This window comes from Mycobacterium sp. NGS39, from assembly GCF_059812765.1.
In genome coordinates, this window is sequence record NZ_JCALDH010000003.1 from 1 (window position 1) to 17,582 (window position 17,582).

At 64.4% G+C, this 17,582-nt stretch carries 14 protein-coding genes and 1 pseudogene; 7 read left to right on the forward strand and 8 right to left on the reverse strand.

The features are described 5' to 3' along the window. Positions 1-348 (forward strand): tyrosine-type recombinase/integrase (locus tag AC5Y39_RS04560; RefSeq protein WP_500048145.1); only part of this gene is annotated, 348 nt, incomplete at its 5' end. Positions 349-843: 495 nt separating this feature from the next. On the opposite strand, the gene AC5Y39_RS04565 is transcribed toward AC5Y39_RS04560, so the two are convergent. From AC5Y39_RS04565 to AC5Y39_RS04580, 4 genes are all read right to left on the reverse strand, one after another. Then, positions 844-1,314: a HEPN domain-containing protein gene (locus AC5Y39_RS04565; protein WP_500016133.1), complete on the reverse strand. Its 471-nt coding sequence runs from the start codon at positions 1,312-1,314 to the stop codon at positions 844-846. A 1,135-nt stretch (positions 1,315-2,449) separates the two neighbouring features. Then, on the reverse strand, positions 2,450-2,671 hold the full coding sequence (locus tag AC5Y39_RS04570) for a hypothetical protein (RefSeq protein ID WP_500016134.1): 222 nt from the start codon (positions 2,669-2,671) through the stop codon (positions 2,450-2,452). A 670-nt stretch (positions 2,672-3,341) separates the two neighbouring features. Further along, positions 3,342-3,605 (reverse strand): hypothetical protein, encoded by a 264-nt coding sequence (locus AC5Y39_RS04575; RefSeq protein WP_500016135.1) that lies wholly within the window; start codon positions 3,603-3,605, stop codon positions 3,342-3,344. A 97-nt stretch (positions 3,606-3,702) separates the two neighbouring features. Then, entirely contained in the window at positions 3,703-3,885 is a 183-nt protein-coding gene (locus tag AC5Y39_RS04580) for a hypothetical protein (protein WP_500016136.1), read from the reverse strand. A gap of 431 nt (positions 3,886-4,316) precedes the next feature. Between AC5Y39_RS04580 and AC5Y39_RS04585 the strand changes: the two are divergent. Further along, positions 4,317-5,090, forward strand: a pseudogene (locus AC5Y39_RS04585) (glycosyltransferase family 87 protein); the annotation flags it as partial. Between the two features lie 349 nt (positions 5,091-5,439). Here AC5Y39_RS04585 and AC5Y39_RS04590 read toward each other — a convergent pair. From AC5Y39_RS04590 to AC5Y39_RS04600, 3 genes are all read right to left on the reverse strand, one after another. Then, a complete protein-coding gene (locus tag AC5Y39_RS04590; protein ID WP_500016137.1) occupies positions 5,440-6,573 on the reverse strand; it encodes a glycoside hydrolase 5 family protein in 1,134 nt (377 codons plus the stop codon). Between the two features lie 290 nt (positions 6,574-6,863). Further along, positions 6,864-8,081 carry an acyl-CoA dehydrogenase family protein gene (locus AC5Y39_RS04595; protein ID WP_500016138.1) on the reverse strand — a complete coding sequence of 406 codons (1,218 nt, stop codon included), beginning with the start codon at positions 8,079-8,081 and terminating at the stop codon, positions 6,864-6,866. A 16-nt stretch (positions 8,082-8,097) separates the two neighbouring features. After that, a complete protein-coding gene (locus tag AC5Y39_RS04600; RefSeq protein ID WP_500016139.1) occupies positions 8,098-9,951 on the reverse strand; it encodes a hypothetical protein in 1,854 nt (617 codons plus the stop codon). Between the two features lie 222 nt (positions 9,952-10,173). Here AC5Y39_RS04600 and AC5Y39_RS04605 point away from each other — a divergent pair, with 222 nt between their 5' ends. Next, positions 10,174-11,817, forward strand: coding sequence for an acetolactate synthase large subunit (locus tag AC5Y39_RS04605; protein ID WP_500016140.1), 1,644 nt, complete (start codon positions 10,174-10,176; stop codon positions 11,815-11,817). A 28-nt stretch (positions 11,818-11,845) separates the two neighbouring features. Here the strand turns inward: AC5Y39_RS04605 and AC5Y39_RS04610 are convergent, their stop codons facing one another. Next, the gene (locus AC5Y39_RS04610) at positions 11,846-12,064 is read right to left on the reverse strand and encodes a hypothetical protein (RefSeq protein WP_500016141.1); all 219 of its coding nucleotides are present in this window, start codon (positions 12,062-12,064) and stop codon (positions 11,846-11,848) included. A gap of 319 nt (positions 12,065-12,383) precedes the next feature. Here AC5Y39_RS04610 and AC5Y39_RS04615 point away from each other — a divergent pair, with 319 nt between their 5' ends. The 4 genes from AC5Y39_RS04615 (at position 12,384) to AC5Y39_RS04630 (ending at position 17,581) form a co-directional block, all read left to right on the forward strand. After that, positions 12,384-13,214 carry an LLM class F420-dependent oxidoreductase gene (locus AC5Y39_RS04615; protein WP_500016142.1) on the forward strand — a complete coding sequence of 277 codons (831 nt, stop codon included), beginning with the start codon at positions 12,384-12,386 and terminating at the stop codon, positions 13,212-13,214. A 23-nt stretch (positions 13,215-13,237) separates the two neighbouring features. Then, positions 13,238-14,710 carry a phospholipase D-like domain-containing protein gene (locus AC5Y39_RS04620; protein ID WP_500016143.1) on the forward strand — a complete coding sequence of 491 codons (1,473 nt, stop codon included), beginning with the start codon at positions 13,238-13,240 and terminating at the stop codon, positions 14,708-14,710. A gap of 95 nt (positions 14,711-14,805) precedes the next feature. Then, a complete protein-coding gene (locus tag AC5Y39_RS04625; protein ID WP_500016144.1) occupies positions 14,806-16,155 on the forward strand; it encodes an APC family permease in 1,350 nt (449 codons plus the stop codon). Positions 16,156-16,258: 103 nt separating this feature from the next. Continuing rightward, positions 16,259-17,581 carry a lipase family protein gene (locus AC5Y39_RS04630; RefSeq protein ID WP_500016145.1) on the forward strand — a complete coding sequence of 441 codons (1,323 nt, stop codon included), beginning with the start codon at positions 16,259-16,261 and terminating at the stop codon, positions 17,579-17,581. The last annotated feature ends 1 nt before the right edge of the window (position 17,582 follow it).

Here is a 17,582-nt window from a genome sequence, read left to right on the forward strand (position 1 = left end):
ACCATCAACGTCCCGAACGCGGTGCTGGATCAACTGGACTACGGCAACGAGTGGCTCTTCGTCGGCTCCAATGCCGGACCTGTCCGTCTGTACTCATGGCGCGCGAACGTCTGGTATCCCTCGGTCGCGAAGGCGATGGAGAACGGCCTCAAGAAGAAGCCCCGTATCCACGACCTACGCCATACCTGTGCGTCGTGGATGATCGCGGCTGGCGTCCCGCTTCCGGTGATCCAACGTCACCTAGGACATGAATCCATCGAGACCACAGTCAACATCTACGGTCATTTGGACCGGGCCAGCGCGCAAGCGGCGGCTAACGCCATTGACGCGGCGCTCAGCAACGCCTAATCGCTAGTATGCGCCCGCGCGGTTGCACGCCAGAGAGCGTACTTCCCCGGTACGCCAGTCCCGGCGTACCGTCCGCGCATGGACAACCAAAACCTGCGCAAAACCGTCGATTACCGATTACACCGTCGAGCGCCCACTCCCGGCCGCAAGAGTTGAGCTATCGGAGCTGCTGCTTGAGCTGACACCCGAATGATCTGACCCCGAGTGAGGTCGGCATCGATCGTGACCCATACTTCGCGGCGTGAGGGAGCGGCTGCACGGCTGAGGGAGGCCACCTAGCGAGCTGCATCTATGACCTATCGACCCGGCCGCTACCCTTCGCGGATGCCGTCACGGCCAGTTCCCCTCGGTGGTAGAACGTGTCAATTGGAGCTTCTGAATCAGGATCGACCGTGACGAAGATGCGGTCTCCCCGGATATCCGTAACGACCGCGTCGTAGGACGATTCGCCGATACTTACACGAACTCGATCGCCACGCTTGTAGCTTCGCCTAGTCACCATGCGCTCACTCCCGTCAACGAGTACAAGTGTGCCCCGACCACGCCATCAACGCCATCCACCAGACGCTTGAGGGCGCTGCGCCACTTCTTGAAGGTTCGTAGTGTGAGCGGCTGGACCTGGCGGCACTGGTCGATCTCTTTGTCGTTACCGTGCGCGATCGCGTTTCTCGCTTCCATCAAACGCTGAACTGATTCCTGCCATTCCGTATAGCGCGCCGGATACGCCGATCGAAGTGACTGCGGCAGGTCTAATCCAATGCGCTTGAAGTCTTGGGTGAGGTTCGACCAATTGGGATTGCCTTTGTCGAGGAACCGTCCTTGAAGGAAGACGCCCCGGATAACGGCAACCAATCCCGAGCCGGGCGGTGCCAAGTTCTTCGTGATGTGGTCGATCGCCTCATCATGGAGGTCACGGCAGTAGCCCTGAAACTCTGCGGCTAACCGGGTAATGAGGGCGAAGTTCATATGCTCCGTTTGCCACTGACGCCCCGGCTTTCCCTGTGTAATCGTCCGGTGGCTTACGACCAGTCGATCGAGGGCGCTTTGCCTTGACGCTAGCCATGACGTCAGCGCCGAGGATGACATGCAGTCGTCATACCACAACACGTGGGCCGACGACGGATCGCCCTTCTTGAAGGAATGCTGTCAAATGGAGTGCCGGGGCAGGCAACAGAGGTATGTCACCTGCCCCGGCACCGTTGTCACCGTGCAAACCGCCACAAACCACGGCGAGGTAACGGCCTGCGCGCCAGCCGAAAGCGAAGCAGCGAAGCAAGATTATCTTTACGAAGCTGTTTGAGCAGACGGGCGTCACTACTCACGTTCTGCACGACTGCCCGGAGTAGGGGGTATCGAGTTTCTGCACCCGTAGGCGCAACGACTAGTGAATACAAATGCGTTACATTGATTGCGAAGTGATCGCTCCGCTCGGCGGTGTTGCTGGCGGGGTTGCCCCCGGTATCTCGCGTCTGCGACTCTCTCGTTCAGCTAGCTCTACCATCGTAGGGTGAAACCACGATCGTCGACGCAGGCAGAACTGCGTTAGGAATGCGCTCAGACGGAACGCATCCTCAAGATAGGTTTCGAAATATGATCGCGCTGACTCGTCGGTTCGAATTGAGGAGTCCTCTTGCGTGCGAAACTCCGTGTCTGCCGCATCCAAAAGCAGCTCCGCCATCGCGTTAAGCCGTAGACGGTTTTCCGGTGACAGGTCACTTAATGGCGGCGGTGCCATTTCGTCCTCATAGAAGTAGCTCCGTAGAAGGGGATAAGCGATGTATGCCTCACTAAGTGAGATCCACGCTTCCATCGACATGTTGCCGGTCGTCAAACGCAGCGCGGCCTGTGCTTTCGCGTTTTGACGACCTACAAGCCAGACACTCACCACCAAGGCAATGAACCCTGCGACCCCAACACATGCGTTGAGTACATCCATCTCGACGCCCCTCGATCCGCTCACGCCAACGCATCAAGCAAATAACAGGAGTTATCGTAAACGAGGTCGGGCTTCACGTATTGGGAAGCTAAGGGTGTCCATGCGGCTGCATTAGAGGCTTAGGTGAGCCGGGGCACCCAATGCCGTTTAACTGAATTCTTGCCGTCATGACAGCGGGGTGAAGGTCACGGTCCACTGGCCGTCGGTGTTGGACACGTGAAAGGTGGTGCGTCCGGTGGCGCGATATGTCGTAGTGCCGCTGACAGGGCCATCACCGCGAGCGCACTGGTTGACGACAACATCGCCGGGGCTGCCGTCGATTTGCACCGACACAACGATCAGGCAGTTGCTCGATGCCTGATAGCTGACGGTATAGCCGTGCGTCACCAGGTCGGCCGTTTTGACTTCGTCGCCGCTGCGGTGATGGTGACCGGGTAAGCTGGCACGGCAGTGGAAACGGTGGAGCTGAGGGGTGCCGGTTGCCCGACTGTACCGTGATAGTTCCTGTCGGTAATCGGTCCACAGGCGCCGACTGCAGCTACAGCTGCGCCTAACCCCGCCACCCCAAGCAACGGCTTATGGATTGTCGCGGCCGCCCTTCGCAATCTCATGGGACACCCTCTTTGTGCAGTCGTATCGCATCAGGGCTGGAAGGTTAGTCGGTGAAAGGCACTCGCCAATGCTGATCGACGGAAGTTAGATCATCCCGTTCGCGTTTTCTGAGCCGAGACAGGTGCCGAAGTCCCATTCACCGCGCCAATAATCTACAAACCGCGTGGCAAAGTCTTGGGTAGACCGGGGTCGACTGCTCGTCCACCTGGCGGGATAGACAAGTTTGTCGTCGGCTTCATCCCATTTTCTTGTAGCGAGAAAGCCGACCCCGGTCGGACCGCGACTCTGTTGCTGGATCCACTTAGCTGCAGAGTCGAATGAGCCGGCAACGGTTCTTACTTACGCGGGATAGGAAGACCGGACCGTTGCGGGTGCCGCGCCTGGGAATGGCAAGACCCGACGCGGATTCCTCTGTCCGCTTTGCCAGCGGACGGTAGAAGTGTCGTTAAGCCGACTCTTCGACCTCTTCGACCCGACCGTTAAGCAGCCAGTTGGCAGCGACCGACTCGGGAATCTCAGCGACGGCGTGAGGCCAGTACTGCACGCCGTCGGGAGCGACCAGGAACGGCGGCATCACCTTTACCCGCTTCAGCGGCTCGGGGGCTTTGGTGTCGTCCTGTGTGTCTTGCTCATCATCGTCACGGACACACCGGCCGCGCCTTCGTTTCGGTTCGTCTTCGGACTCGTCGACCGTGAACTCTAGAGTCATTGCGACGTCGGGAGATTCGAGATAGCCAGCACCGCAGCGGGGCGTTCGGCGGCCAGCACTAGGCGCTCTTCGAGCACTTATCGGATGAGGTTGCGGGTCAGGTCGTCGTTATTGGTGCCGGTGTGGATCGAATGTTCTCTCGCACAGGCACCTTGCCGAACTTCTGCGTGTCCAGCATCAGCCCCGTGCCGGCCGCAATCTGGGTGGTGACAACTACGTCGACACCGAAGATCCGATTAGCCTCGGCGTGCGAGGGGTCCGAGTCGCTGGTGATGAACACAGGAACCGTCCCGTGCTGTCCTTCAAGCGTCGAATGCCGCTCCACATCAGCGGGTTCAAGACGAGCAGGTCCGCTGTTGCCAGCGCTGAGCCAACGCGAAGCTGAGCAATCGACTTCTCGATGCTGTTGATGACCGTGACACCCGTCCCGTGTCGGCGCTGGCGTCGTGGGTCAAAATGCCGCTGGTCGACAGGACCACGTCGTCCCAGACTTGCGGTGCTGCGCCACTCGCGCACGGGAGTTTCCCACCTGACGTAGCGGGTATGGGGCGCATCGTGGATTCGGTCATCGATGTCGCCGCTGAGGACGACGCCGGCACGGATTCTCAGTCACGGCGACGCGCGTGGCGTCGTGCCGGATGGCTCGTCGGCTCACTTGTCGCCGTCGCCGCCTGCTCAGGCTACCTCGTACAAGCTGCGACCGGATACCTAATGGACCTTTCGGTCTTTCGGGATGCGGGTTCTGCCCTCAGCCACAATCTGCCGCTGTATCAAGGCTTCTCGAGCTCGTCGGGGTTTCCGTTCATCTACCCGCCGTTCGCGGCGGTCCTGTTCGCGCCGATGGCGGCCGTGCCGGCGACTGCGCTGCAGATCGGGTGGAGCGCGATCAACCTGCTCTTGGTGTGGTGGACGCTGCGCACCATCCTCAACCGCCTCGATGTCCCGTCGCACAATTGGACCGCGGTCGCCGCCCTCGGGCCGGCCCTCCTGCTGGAGCCGATTAGATCGAATTTTTCATTCGGCCAGATCAACATTGTGCTGATGGCCCTGGTCGTCGCCGACTGTCTCGGCGCGCTGCCTCGCCGACTTCGGGGCGCAGGCATAGGCATTGCGGCAGGCATCAAGATCACCCCGGCCGCGTTCGGCCTGCTGTTGCTGTTTCGGCGCGACGGTGCGGGGCTTGCCCGGGCGCTGGGCGCATTTGCCGCGACGGCAGTCATGGGTGTCGTCGCGAGCCCTGGAGACGCGAAATATTTCTGGGGAGTCGAGTTCTTCCGCACCGATCGTGGAGGCGGACCGGCAATTGACGGAAACCAGGCGGTCATTGGACTGATAGCAAGGTTTGGCTTCCACGGTGTCGCCATGGACGTGCTGTATGTGCTTGCCGTGGTGGCCGTCGCGGCCGCAGTGGTGTTTGCGGGACGGCGGTTCAGCCGGGCCGGACACCATGTCGTTGCCACCGGTGTCGTCGCGCTGGGCGCTCTGTTAGCAGCGCCGTTGGCGGTCACGCACCACTGGGTGTACATCGTGTTCTTGATACCGCTGGTGATCGCCCGGCAATACCGACGATGGCGACCGCTGCTGATCACCGCTCTTCTCGTCTTCGCGGCCGGTCCGCATTTCGCGCTGCCGGTTCACGTCCCGGGAGCAGAGACTGTCCTGCATCAAGCCATCGGTAACGCGCAAGCGATCACCGGTGTCGCATTGTTGATCGGCGCGGTGATTGCTGCGCGTGTCCTCCCGGCGGCCGAGGGCGCGATGGTGCCGCAAATCTCCGCGAGTGACGCCGCACTGTCTCGGACGTCGTGTGCGGCTTCAATGAGGTTCACCGGCCTCAGCGCTGACCTATCCCGCTCAGATTGCGAATCGCTTGAATTTCGGTGTCCTGATATGCCCGTCCATCGGGTCGAAGAAGGTCGTGAAACCACACTTTCGGAGGCGACGTGTACGGGTGATCCCACGAATCCCACGGGAAATACGTCTGGGTCTTACCGGCCACCAAGCCCCAGTTGAACGCACCGACGTTGTGTCGCTTGGCAATTGGCAAGATGCCCTCTACGGTGCTGCCCCTCGACCGAGCCAGATACTCGGTGCACAGGATCGGTCTGCCCAAAGGCGAGAGTTCAGCGATCCGCGCCTCGAAGGCCGACGGCTTGTCATAGCAGTGGAACGTGATCACGTCGGAGTTGTCCAGTTGAATCCCGCTGATTGTGCTGCGATTCCCTGCATCTCCCCAATTTCCTTGCCAGACAGCACTTGTCAACGGCTGAACAGGATCGACTGCGCGCGCCCACCGAAACACTTGGGGGAGTAGCGCCGCGACGAGCTCCTGCTTGTCTTTCCTCTCCACCTTGCGATACTCACGCGCGGGATTGTCGGGCTCATTCCACAGGTCCCAGCCCAAAACGCGATCATCGTTGCGGAATTGGCTCACCACACCCGTGACGTAGTCGCGCAGAACGCCGGCATAACGGCGGTCACCGAGGCGTTCGGCGCCGGGGCTCTGCACCCACCCGGAGTTCGTGACTCCAGGTGTCGGCGCTCGCTGTGGACCTGCCTTCGGGAATGGATCCCAGCAGGAGTCGAACAAGACAAAGAGTGGCTTGATGCGGTGGCTGGCCGCGATGCCGACGAACTGTGCGAGCCGGCTCTGAAAGGCTTGGGGCCCCTGAGCCCACAGCTGGTCGTGCAGGAAGACTCGAACGGAGTTGAAACCGGCTTGCCGAGCCAGGGCAAGCTCCCGGTTGATGCGTGCCGCGTCGTACGTGCCCGGCTGAAACATTTCCAGCTGATTGATGGCGGTTGCCGGGATGTAGTTCGCGCCGACAAGCCAACCTTGTGCTTGATACCAGCGGTCGGCGCGCTCACTCGACCACCGCCCTGGTTCGGCCGCGGCGCGGGGCATTCGCGCCAATGCCGCGCCTGCTGCGATGAGCAGGGGAAGCTTGATGGCCGTTCGACGGTGCACTTGGCAACAATAATTTTCCAAACGGTGCACTCAGGCCCGCGTACTGATTCGCAACCATTGAGGTTGGGAATCGTTATCGGCCGTAACGTCACTGACTCGGCGCGGCTCACTGCCGGTTGCACACAGGCGATAATCGCCGGGACTCATGCCGATCTGTCAGCGCCCACGACGCACGCGACACGGCGGCCGGAACTGATTGGCGTTCAGGTTCTTTCAGCTGAGCCACACACCGAGGGGAACGGCGCGATCCGACCGCCGCGGCAGCGCGGCGGGCTGATCACCGCCCATTGCTAGCGGATGTGCAGCCCGGTCAACGCCCGGGCCATGACGAGCCGCTGAATTTCGCTGGTTCCCTCGAAGATGGTGAATATCTTGGCGTCGCGGTGCATCCGCTCGACCGGGTAGTCGCGGGTATAGCCGTTGCCGCCGAGGATCTGGATCGCCTCGTCGGTGACGTACACGGCGGTCTCGCTGGCGTGCAGCTTGGCCATCGAACCCTCCGCCGACGAGAACGGCTTGTTGTTGCGGTGCATCCAGCCTGCCCGCCACACCAGCAGCCGCGAGGCGTCGATGCGCATCTTCATGTCGGCCAGCTTGAAAGCAATGGCCTGGAACTCGCCGATCTTGCGGCCGAATTGCTCACGCTGGCAGGCATAGTCGAGCGCATACTCGTAAGCCGCACGCGCGACGCCGAGCGCCATCGCGCCCACAACCGGACGGGTGCGTTCGAACGTCATCATCGCCGCGTGACTCGACGTGCGCTTGCCCTCGCGGGCCTTAGCGATTCGCCGCTCGAAGCGCTCGCGACCACCCAGAATCATGTTGCCGGGCAGCCGGACGTCGTCGAGGACCACCTCGGCGGTGTGTGACGCGCGAATGCCGTGCTTCTTGAACTTCTGGCCCTGCGACAGCCCCGGTGTGCCGGGCGGCACCAGAAACGTCGCTTGCCCGCGCGTGCCCAAATCGGGGTGCACCGAGGCCACGATCACATGCACATTGGCGATGCCGCCGTTGGTGGCCCACGTCTTGGTGCCGTTGAGCACCCACTCGTCGGCGCCCTCGTCGTAGCGTGCCCGGGTTCGCACGGCACCCACGTCGGATCCCGCGTTTGGCTCCGACGAACAGAATGCGGCAATCTTCGGGTCGCCGGGAGTGCCGAACATGTGCGGCAGCCACTCGCCGATCTGTTCGGGCGTGCCGCTGGCGGCCAGTGCCGCCGCGGCCAGGCCGGTACCCAGGATCGACAGGCCAATGCCCGCGTCGCCCCAGAACACCTCCTCGAAGACCGTCAGTAGGCCGAGCCCGCTGGGCTCGGCCGCCATCTCGGCGAACAACTCCGGGGTGTAGAGGCCGACCTTGGCGGCCTCCTGGATCAACGGCCACGGCGTTTCTTCGCGTTCATCCCACTCGGCGGCAGCGGGCCGGATCACTTCGGCGGCGAACTCGTGGACCCAGTCGCGCACGTGCGCGACGTCTTCGGGCACGTCGAGGCTAAAGGGCGTCTGCATGGTTGCTCTTCTCTTCTCAGGCCGCCACCGGCGGCCGGGCATGGGTCTGAATATCAGTCTCGCTGTTGTTGATCCGTCCGGCACCCCAGCACAGGGCTGCGACGACGCTCAGCGTGCAGGCCAGCACCACCAGGCAGCCCGCGGTCCACAGCCAGCCCGGCGCGCCGAGGTTGCGCTCACGTTGCAAGATCTTGGCTTCCTGCACGAAAGGCGTCGGCTTGCTCGGCGTGGCCAGTGGGGTGGAGACCGCCAGCCCTTCGGCCGGCTTGTCGATGCCCGAGTCCTGCGGCAGATAGATCGGGATGGCGGCCATCGTGCGGCCGTCCTGTACTCGCAGAAGCGTCTTCCAGCTGCCCCACACCGGGATGGGCTCGGTGGAGCGGTAATGACCCGGGCCGATGCGCTGCAAGTGGTCGACGATGATGCCGCGCTGGTTGGTCAGTCCGCCCTGCCACGACATGATCGAGACCCACTGCGGGTCGGCGCTGATCAGATCCGGCGGGTCGATCCGCATGTCGGCGGACACGGTGAGCTGTCCGGGCCTGGTCGGCTGGTTGGTCAATGTGATTGTGGCCGTGGCGTTTTCGGGCACGGTGTAGTGCAGGCCGTTGGCGGTCGCGGCGCCGATCGTCAGTACGGTCAGCGCTACGGTTCCGAGGGCGACCGCGCGGCGCGGCAACCGCCGGCCCGTCAGCACCATGCCGAGCATTCCGCCGCACATGCCGGCCAGCACGGCGACGGGCACGGCCATCGCCAGCGCCTCAGGCCACATCGACACCGGCCACGGGTAGGCGTACACGGCGTTGATCCACCACGACTCCAGCCACAGCCCCGCCGTGGCAGCGGCAAGCCCACCGATCGCGCCGAACAACAGTGGCCGTGCGAAAAGCGGTGTGAGAGCTAGCAATTCGATGACGATCGCCGGGCCGAGGTACAGCGGGAACCAACTGATCGGTGCACCGAGGATGGGACCGACCACCAGCGCCACGGCGCCGCGTATCACCACTGACAGCACTGCCGCGAGAATCGCCGCGCCGCGCCCGAAGCTGAGCCGTGCGGCCACCAGCGCCAGCGCGCCGGCCGCCGCAATCAGCATCGGCTGAAACACCAGCCGAAACTGTGGCACCCCGAAGTCGAATTCGATCTGAAACACCGACAGGCCGATGACCAGGCCGCCGAATCGGGTGTACTGGCGCATCCGCTGCCCGAAGGTGTCGTCGTCTGCGGTCGCGCCCGCAGCCTTACTCGCCTCGTATTCGAGAAGGAGAGAAGCCAGCGTCGACAGGCCGGCGCCGCCGATCATCATCAGATGCGTCGGGCCCCACAGTGTGACGTCCTGGCCGAACAGGCGGTGCCAGATGTCGTCGAGGGGAAACCCGATCAACGCGTACAGGCCGCACCCGGCGATCAGCAGCCCGCCGACCGGGGCGTACCAGTTGCGCGTGATGCGCACCGCCGCCGGCCCGGGTTTGTCATAGGGCAGCACCACGGCGAGCATGCCGCCGACGAACAACAAGAACAGGCCGATCAGGATGAAGTAGTGCGCAGGGTTGGCCAGCGGCCCCGGATCGCGGCCCTTGCCGATGTGCAGGCTCACATCCCAGATGAATCCGAACAGCGCGAAGATGATGTTCGCCGCGAACACCACGACCGGCAGCGCCACCCACGCCGGCCGGTTCAGCCGACGCGCGCACGCCTCGGCTGCGCGGTGCAGCCAGGTGATGCGCCGGGCACGGTGCAAATAGCCGATCCAGACCAGCGCCGCGGAGACCACCACAGCGGTGGCGGTCAGGCCGATCACTTGGTCAAGTGCCGCGCCGCCCCCTTCGGAGCCGGCGGCGGTGAAAGCCGTCATCGGTGCGCTCCCCATAACTCGTCGGTCGGGGCGGCGAAGCGTCCCCGCGTCGTCGAAAAGAGTAAACGTTTGTACACTCAAAGCGCAAATACGGCGCTACGGCATCTGTGCGTGGTGAAACACATGTTCACTGGTGTGACCACTGAGGCGCGAAGGTGCAGGTCTGTGCCATCCTCGGCGGAGGTCGTCAACGATTGCGGGCCCGGGCCCACCTGAGAGCAGCGAGGTGACACGCCGATGAGCACACCGGCCCAACTGATCGTGAAATGCCTAAAGAACGAAGGTGTTTCGGTAGTTTTCGGCATCCCCGGCGAAGAGAACATCCGGTTGGTGCAGGCGCTTGCCGACTCGTCGATCCGCTACGTGCTCACCCGCCATGAGCAGGGCGCAGCATTCATGGCCGAGATGTACGGCCGGGTCACGGGCCGTGCCGCGGTGGTGTCGACCACGCTGGGCCCAGGAGCGATCAACGCGCAGCTCGGCGTGGCCGATGCCAGCACCAACAGCACCCCGCTGGTCTTACTCTCCGCGCAGGTGGGCCACGACCGCGAGTACAAGGAATCCCACCAATACGTCGACTTGGTGGCGATGTTTCGTCCCATCACCCGCTGGGCCGATGCGGTCCCCACGCCGCGCGCCATCCCGGAAATGGTGCGCAAGGCGTTCAAGTTGGCCGAGACCGAGCGTCCCGCGGCGGTGTATCTGGCGGTGCCCGAACACATCGACGCGGACGACACCGACTACGACCTGTCCCCGCTGCCCCGCAACGTGGTCCGCCCCGACGCGCCTTCGCCGACCCAGGTGCAGCGCGCAGCCGCGGTGCTGCGCGACGCCAAACGCCCGATAGTGCTCGCGGGGCACGGCGCCGCGCGCGGGCAAGCCACCGCGGCGCTGATCCGGTTGGCCGACGAACTCGGGGTGCCGGTCGCGACCACCTTTCACGGAAAGGGCGTCATGCCCGACGACCATCCACACAGCATGGGTGCGATCGGGTTCATGGGCCACGACTACGCCAACTTCGGGTTCGACGCCGCCGACGCGGTCATCGCCGTGGGTTATGAGCTCCAGGAACTCGATCCGGCGCGAATCAACCCCACCGCCGACAAGGCCGTCATCCATGTGCACCGCTTCCCCGCCGAGGTCGACGCGCACTACTCGGTCGACGTCGGAATCATCGGCGACATCGGGGCCTCGTTGAACGCGCTCACCGACGAGATGGCCGGGCATCGCTACGATCGCGCCGACGCTCCGGTGGCCGGCCTGCTGGTCGACGAATTCGCCCGCGGCCAAGCGGATTGCCGTTTTCCGCTGGCGCCGCAACGCGTCGTCGCCGACACCCGGGCGGCGTTGGGCCGCGACGACGTGGTCCTCGTCGACACAGGCGCCGTCAAGATGTGGATGGCCCGGCTGTACCCCACCTACGCCAGCAACACCTGCCTGATCTCGAATGGACTGTCGGCCATGGGTTTTGCTCTTCCGGGCGCAATCGGCGTGAAGCTGGCCCGCCCGGACGCCAAGGTACTGGCCGTCGTTGGTGACGGCGCCTTCCTGATGAATTCCCAAGAAATCGAGACGGCCGTGCGCGAGCGCATTCCACTGGTCGTCCTCATCTGGGAGGACAGTGGGTACGGGCTCATCGAATGGAAGATGGACCTCGAGCTCGGCGACCACTACAACGTCAAGTTCACCAACCCGGACGTGATCGCATACGCAAAAGCGTTCGGCGCCAAGGGGTATCGGATCGGCAGCGCAGACGAGCTGCTGCCGACGCTCAAAGGTGCCCTCGACGACGACGCGGTGTCGATCATCGCCTGCCCGGTCGACTACGGCGAGAATCTACGGCTCACCGACCGGCTCGGCCAACTCGAGGAAACCCTGTAACGCGCTGCCGATCAGCGGTGCCCTTCTGCTACTGATCCGGCGGCGGTGCGGGCTCGCCGGCCGGCGCCGGCGCGGTGTCCGACGGCGCGGGTCCGTAGAGCAGATCGGCGGGAACTCCGTTGTGGAATTCGTGCCAAATCTCCCTCAGATAACTGAGCTGACCGTTCGGCTGTATCCCGTCCGGGTTTACGACGGGCGGCGTCGCGGCGACCGCATTCGGACACGACAGCACAGGCTGCGGTGTCATGGCGAGGCCCAGCGGATCACAAGGCGAGGCGGCCGCGTATCCCGGTCCGAACGATCCGGCGACGGCGAAGGCGCCCGCGATGACCCCCGGTATGACCAGTGCAGATGCTGCAGTCCGAAGCGAACTCGTCATAAGTGTGTCGCGCTTTCTTGCTGCCGGGGACCGACGGATTTGGTTGACCCTACTGCGTTGGCCGCTGCGCCGCCCCCCGACGGGCGGGATTAGCGTGGCATCGGCACGCGTTGCTTGCGCAAGATGGCCGGCGCAACCGGAGCGCCGGAACTGGACCGCCGCAACATAACCGTCGAAGAGGGTGCAGATGAAGTTCGGGATTTCCACATTCGTCAACGACGACAGCATTGACCCGGTATCGCTTGCCCGCGCCGTCGAGGAGCGCGGTTTCGCCTCGCTGGTGGTCGCCGAGCACACCCACATTCCGGCCAGCCGCGAGTCGGCCTATCCAGGCGGAGGCGAGTTGCCGTCTGTCTACTACCGGACACTGGACCCATTCGTCACGCTCGCCGCGGCGGCAGCTGTGACCTCCACCATCGAACTGTTCACCGGCGTTGCGCTGCTGATCCAGCGCGATCCCATCATCACCGCCAAGGAGGCCGCCAGCATTGACTTGATCTCCGGCGGCCGGTTCGTGTTCGGCGTCGGCGCCGGGTGGAACCTCGAAGAGATGCGCCATCACGGCACGGACCCGAAGACGCGCGGAGCATTGCTCGACGAACGCATCGAGGCGATCAAGGCGCTGTGGACCACTGAGCCCGCCGAATACCACGGCAAGTACGTCGATTTCGACGCTTCCTTCATTCGTCCGAAGCCGGTGCAGAAGCCGCACCCGCCGATCTTCATCGGAGGCGACTCCGACGCCACCGTCAAGCGGGTGGTCCGCCATGACGCGGGCTGGATATCGAACCCGCTGCCGGTGGACCGGCTCGCCAAGCGCATCGATCAGATGCGCCAGCTCGGTGGCCGCGACGTACCTCTGGCGATGTTCGGCACGCCCGTCGACCCCGGGTATTGGGCCTCCACCGACGAACTAGGGTTCGACCAGCTGGGCCTGCTGTTGCCCACCCGCCCGCACGACGAATCGCTGCGCTTGCTCGACGAATTCGCGGCACAGGTCGACCGTTACCGCCGCTGAGGGCCTGTGATAGACACAGCGCCATGTCCGCGGGCGACGGCGACCGGAGGCTGCTGACTCTGGGCCAGACATGCTGGCGCGTCGAGCGTGCGGAGCAGTTCGCGTTCATCGTGGACGCCGCCGACTACTTCCGGCACGTCAAGTCGGCGATGCTGCGGGCGCGGCACCGGATCATGCTGATCGGCTGGGACTTCGACGCCCGCACGGCTTTCGAGCGTGGCGCCAAGACATTGCCCGGCCCCAACCAGCTCGGCGCGTTCCTCTATTGGATGTTGTGGAAGCGACCGACCCTCGAGGTCTATCTCCTGAAATCCAACCTGCGCCTGCTTCCCGCCTTCGACGGCATCTGGTTCGGGCTCACCCCGGTGTCGTTCGTGAACCAAATCACCAGCAGGCGAATACATTTCGCCATTGACGGGGCCCGGCCCACCGGTGCCGTCCATCACCAGAAGATCGCTGTCGTCGACGATGCGGTGGCTTTCTGCGGCGGCATCGACCTCACGGTCGAACGATGGGACACCCGGGCGCACGAGCACGCAAACAGCGGCCGCCGGACGGTCGGACGTACTTATGGACCGCGACATGAGGTCGGCGCGGCGGTCGACGGTGCCGCGGCGCGGGCGCTCGGTGAGCTGGCCCGGAACCGCTGGCACGCCGCAACGGAGCAGGCCTTGGCGCCAGTGGAACCCAAACACGTCGCCTGGCCCACGAAGCTGACACCCATCCTGCGCGGCGTCGACGTCGGGATCGCGCGCACGCTGCCGGAACTCGACGGGCGCCCAGAGGTGCGGGAGGTAGAGACACTCAACCTCGAGGCCATCGCGGCAGCCCGCCACACCATCTATCTGGAGAACCAGTACCTGGCTGCCCGGCGCATCGTGGATGCGTTGGCCGCTCGTCTGAAAGAAGACGACGGCCCGGAGATCGTCATCGTCCTGCCCCGAAGAGGCAACAATCCCCTCGAGCGGGAAACGATGGACGGCGCGCGCCATCGACTCATTCAGGTGCTGTGGGACGCCGACGACCATCGCCGCTTGGGCATCTACTGGCCGGTGACAGACGGCGGCGCCCCGATCTACGTGCATTCCAAGGTGCTGGTGGTCGACGATCGGCTGCTGCGCATCGGGTCGTCCAACTTCAACAACCGGTCCATGGGCTTCGACAGCGAATGCGATGTGGCCATCGAGGCCCACCCGCACGCAGCCGAGCATGCCGACGTGCGCCGCCAGATCACCCGGGTGCGTGACGAGCTGTTGTCCGAACACCTGGCGACGACCATTGACGAATTCACCAGCGCGGCAGAGGAATTCGGGTCGTTGCTCAAGGCGATCGAGACGCTTCGCGGAGAGGGTCGAACGTTGCGGCCGTTCACCAAGCGCACCGTGGCCGGGGAAGCGAGCCCGCTGGCCGAAAACGAGCTGATGGACCCCGACCACGTACCGCGCTCGCTGACCAGAAGCGTGCAACGGTTCATCGCCGGGCTGCGGAGCAGCTGACTGGTCACCGGCGGACGGTCTGGGCGTCGAATCGCGTCTGAGGGGGTATGTCGGGCCAGACCCTCACGGGCAGACCTAGGCAGCATGGAGGCGCCATGGCATTGGAAGCGGGAACACACGAACAGGGTCCCGAGGCGTTCTCGGCGTCGAAGCTGGCGCGCAAGATCACCGGGCCGCTTCTTTTCCTGTTCATCCTCGGCGATGTCCTGGGCGCCGGCATCTACGCGTTGATCGGTGTGCTGGCGCAAAAGGTCAACGGCGTCGTGTGGGCCCCACTCGTCTTGGCACTTCTGCTCGCTCTGCTCACCGCCGGCTCGTATGCCGAACTCGTGACGAAATACCCGCGGGCAGGCGGCGCCGCAGTCTTCGCTGAGCGCGCTTTCAAGGTGCCGATCGTCTCGTTTCTGGTCGGCTTCTGCATGCTCGCGGCGGGGGTGACCAGTGCAGCGGGCCTTTCGCTGGCCTTCTCCGGCGAGTATCTAGCCACTTTCATCCACGTGCCGGCAATACCGGCCGCAGTCGTGTTCCTGGCGCTGGTTGGTTGTCTGAACGCCAGAGGGATCAGCGAATCCGTCAAGTCGAACGCGCTGATGACCGTCGTCGAATTCAGCGGTCTGCTCATCGTTGTCGCGGTCGCGGCCGTCATGCTCGGTGCAGGCGACGGCGACCTGACTCGGGCGGTGCAGTTGCCGCACGGAGCCAACCCGGCGGTTGCGATTCTCGGGGCCGCGATCGTTGCCTACTACTCGTTCGTCGGCTTCGAGACGTCAGCCAACGTCGTCGAAGAGATCCGCGACCCCAGCAGGGTGTATCCCCGGGCCTTGTTCGCGGCGCTCATCACCGCCGGGGTGGTCTACGTACTCGTGGGGCTCGCAAGCGTCATCGCGTTGCCGCCCGGTGAGCTCGCCGGGTCGTCGGGTCCGTTGCTGGCTGTCGTCGAGAAGTCTGGAGTGGCGATTCCAAGCTGGTTTTTCAGCCTCATCGCATTGATCGCGGTCGCCAACGGAGCGCTGTTGACGATGATCATGTCCAGTCGGCTGACCTACGGCATGGCCGAGCAAGGCCTGATGCCCGGAATCCTCGGCAAGGTGCTGCCGAAGCGGCGCACACCCTGGGCCGCGATCGTGACGACGACCGTGGCCGCCATGCTTCTGAGCTTGGTCGGCAACCTGGCAACCCTCGCCGAAACGGTGGTGCTGTTCTTGCTCTTCGTCTTCATCTCGACGAACCTTGCGGTGCTGGTGCTGCGGCGTGACACCGTCGAGCACGACCACTTCCGCGTGTGGACGGTGGTGCCGATTCTGGGTGTCGCATCGTGTGTGCTTCTGCTCACCCAGCAGAGCGCCAAGGTGTGGGGGTTCGCCGCCATCCTGCTTGCAGCGGGTGCGTTGCTTCACATCGTCGCCGGAAAAGTGAGCGATGGGGTCCGGAAAACCGCCGGCTGATGGCGGTACCGCTGGTATCGGCAACCTTGGTCGTGGGTAGTCTGCCCATGAGGGCAGTCACGCATGTGCGCCCGGAGGGAGACGTTCACCGATGAACGGCAACATGACCGCGACAGAGACGCCGCTACGCCCACCTCACGAGGATCTTCGCCTCGGACAGACGCCGTTGCCTCCGGAGCAGGACCCCTTCTACCAGCCGCCGAGCGGCTACCAGCACGTCGAACCGGGGACACTGCTGCGTTCGCGCGATGTCGAGCTCGGGTTCCTCGGTGTCATCCCGCAGGGGTTCACCGCGACACAGCTGCTCTACCGCAGCACCAACCTGCACGGCGAACCTGAAGTGGCGGTCACCACCGTGCTGGTCCCGCAGCAGCGCGACCCGGACGCGGGATGTCCGGTGCTGTCGTATCAGTGCGCGATCGACGCCGTGGCGTCGCGCTGCTTCCCGTCGTACGCGCTGCGCCACCGTGCGCGGCCCGTCGGCGCATTCGTCCAGTCGGAATTCCTGCTGATCGCCGCCGCTCTGGCCGAAGGGTGGGCGGTGTCGGTGCCCGACCATGAGGGGTGCCACGGGATGTGGGGGGCGCCGCGCGAACCGGGATACCGGATCCTCGACGGCCTGCGCGCTGCGCTGGACTGCGAGCGCCTCGGTCTGTCGTCGACGTCGCCGATCGGTCTGTGGGGCTATTCCGGTGGCGGTCTGGCGTCCGCGTGGGCCGCTGAGCTCCTCGCCGACTACGCCCCCGAACTCAACGTCGTCGGGGCGGTGCTGGGATCGCCGGTGGCCGACCCCGGCAGCGTGGCACGCCGGCTCAACCAGTCCTTCTTCGCCGGGCTGGCGGCGCTGATGATCTCAGCGCTCACCGACGTCTTCCCGGGCGCCCGGCGAGTGGTCGACGAGCACGCCACCGACGAGGGCAAACAATTGCTCGACGAACTGCGCACGATGACCACGGGTGGTGCCGTGTGGCGGCTGCGCCACACCGACATCGGTTCGTATGTCGACATGACCGCCGACGAGCTTTGGGATCTTCCCGAGGTCCGCCACATCTTCGAGGAAACCCGGCTGGGGAAGTCGGTGCCGAAGCCGCCCGTGCTCGTAGTGCAGGCCGTGCACGACCGCATCATCAGCGTCGACGACGTCGACCGCCTGGTCGACACCTATGTGCGGGACGGGGCAGCGGTGGTGTACCACCGCGACCGGTTCTGTGGACATCTGCTGCTGCACCCGATGTCGACGCCGATGGCGCTGCGCTGGCTGCGCGACCGGTTCACCGGACGACCGCTCAGTGAGCACCGCACCCGCACGGTGTGGCCGACGCTGCTCAATCCGTCGACCTACATCGGCATGGCGAAACTCGGTGTCATCACCGCGAAGGTGATCTTGGGTCGGCGCGTGGAACGGCGATCGGTCTCCGAGAGCTGAG

Coding starts and splice junctions, on each gene's coding strand:
- AC5Y39_RS04630 (WP_500016145.1), top strand. CDS start 16,259: ATGACCGCGACAGAGACGCCGCTACGCCCACCTCACGAGGATCTTCGC.
- AC5Y39_RS04615 (WP_500016142.1), top strand. CDS start 12,384: ATGAAGTTCGGGATTTCCACATTCGTCAACGACGACAGCATTGACCCG.
- AC5Y39_RS04610 (WP_500016141.1), bottom strand. CDS start 12,064: ATGACACCGCAGCCTGTGCTGTCGTGTCCGAATGCGGTCGCCGCGACG.
- AC5Y39_RS04595 (WP_500016138.1), bottom strand. CDS start 8,081: ATGCAGACGCCCTTTAGCCTCGACGTGCCCGAAGACGTCGCGCACGTG.
- AC5Y39_RS04575 (WP_500016135.1), bottom strand. CDS start 3,605: ATGACTCTAGAGTTCACGGTCGACGAGTCCGAAGACGAACCGAAACGA.
- AC5Y39_RS04565 (WP_500016133.1), bottom strand. CDS start 1,314: ATGAACTTCGCCCTCATTACCCGGTTAGCCGCAGAGTTTCAGGGCTAC.
- AC5Y39_RS04600 (WP_500016139.1), bottom strand. CDS start 9,951: ATGGGGAGCGCACCGATGACGGCTTTCACCGCCGCCGGCTCCGAAGGG.
- AC5Y39_RS04625 (WP_500016144.1), top strand. CDS start 14,806: ATGGCATTGGAAGCGGGAACACACGAACAGGGTCCCGAGGCGTTCTCG.
- AC5Y39_RS04605 (WP_500016140.1), top strand. CDS start 10,174: ATGAGCACACCGGCCCAACTGATCGTGAAATGCCTAAAGAACGAAGGT.
- AC5Y39_RS04620 (WP_500016143.1), top strand. CDS start 13,238: ATGTCCGCGGGCGACGGCGACCGGAGGCTGCTGACTCTGGGCCAGACA.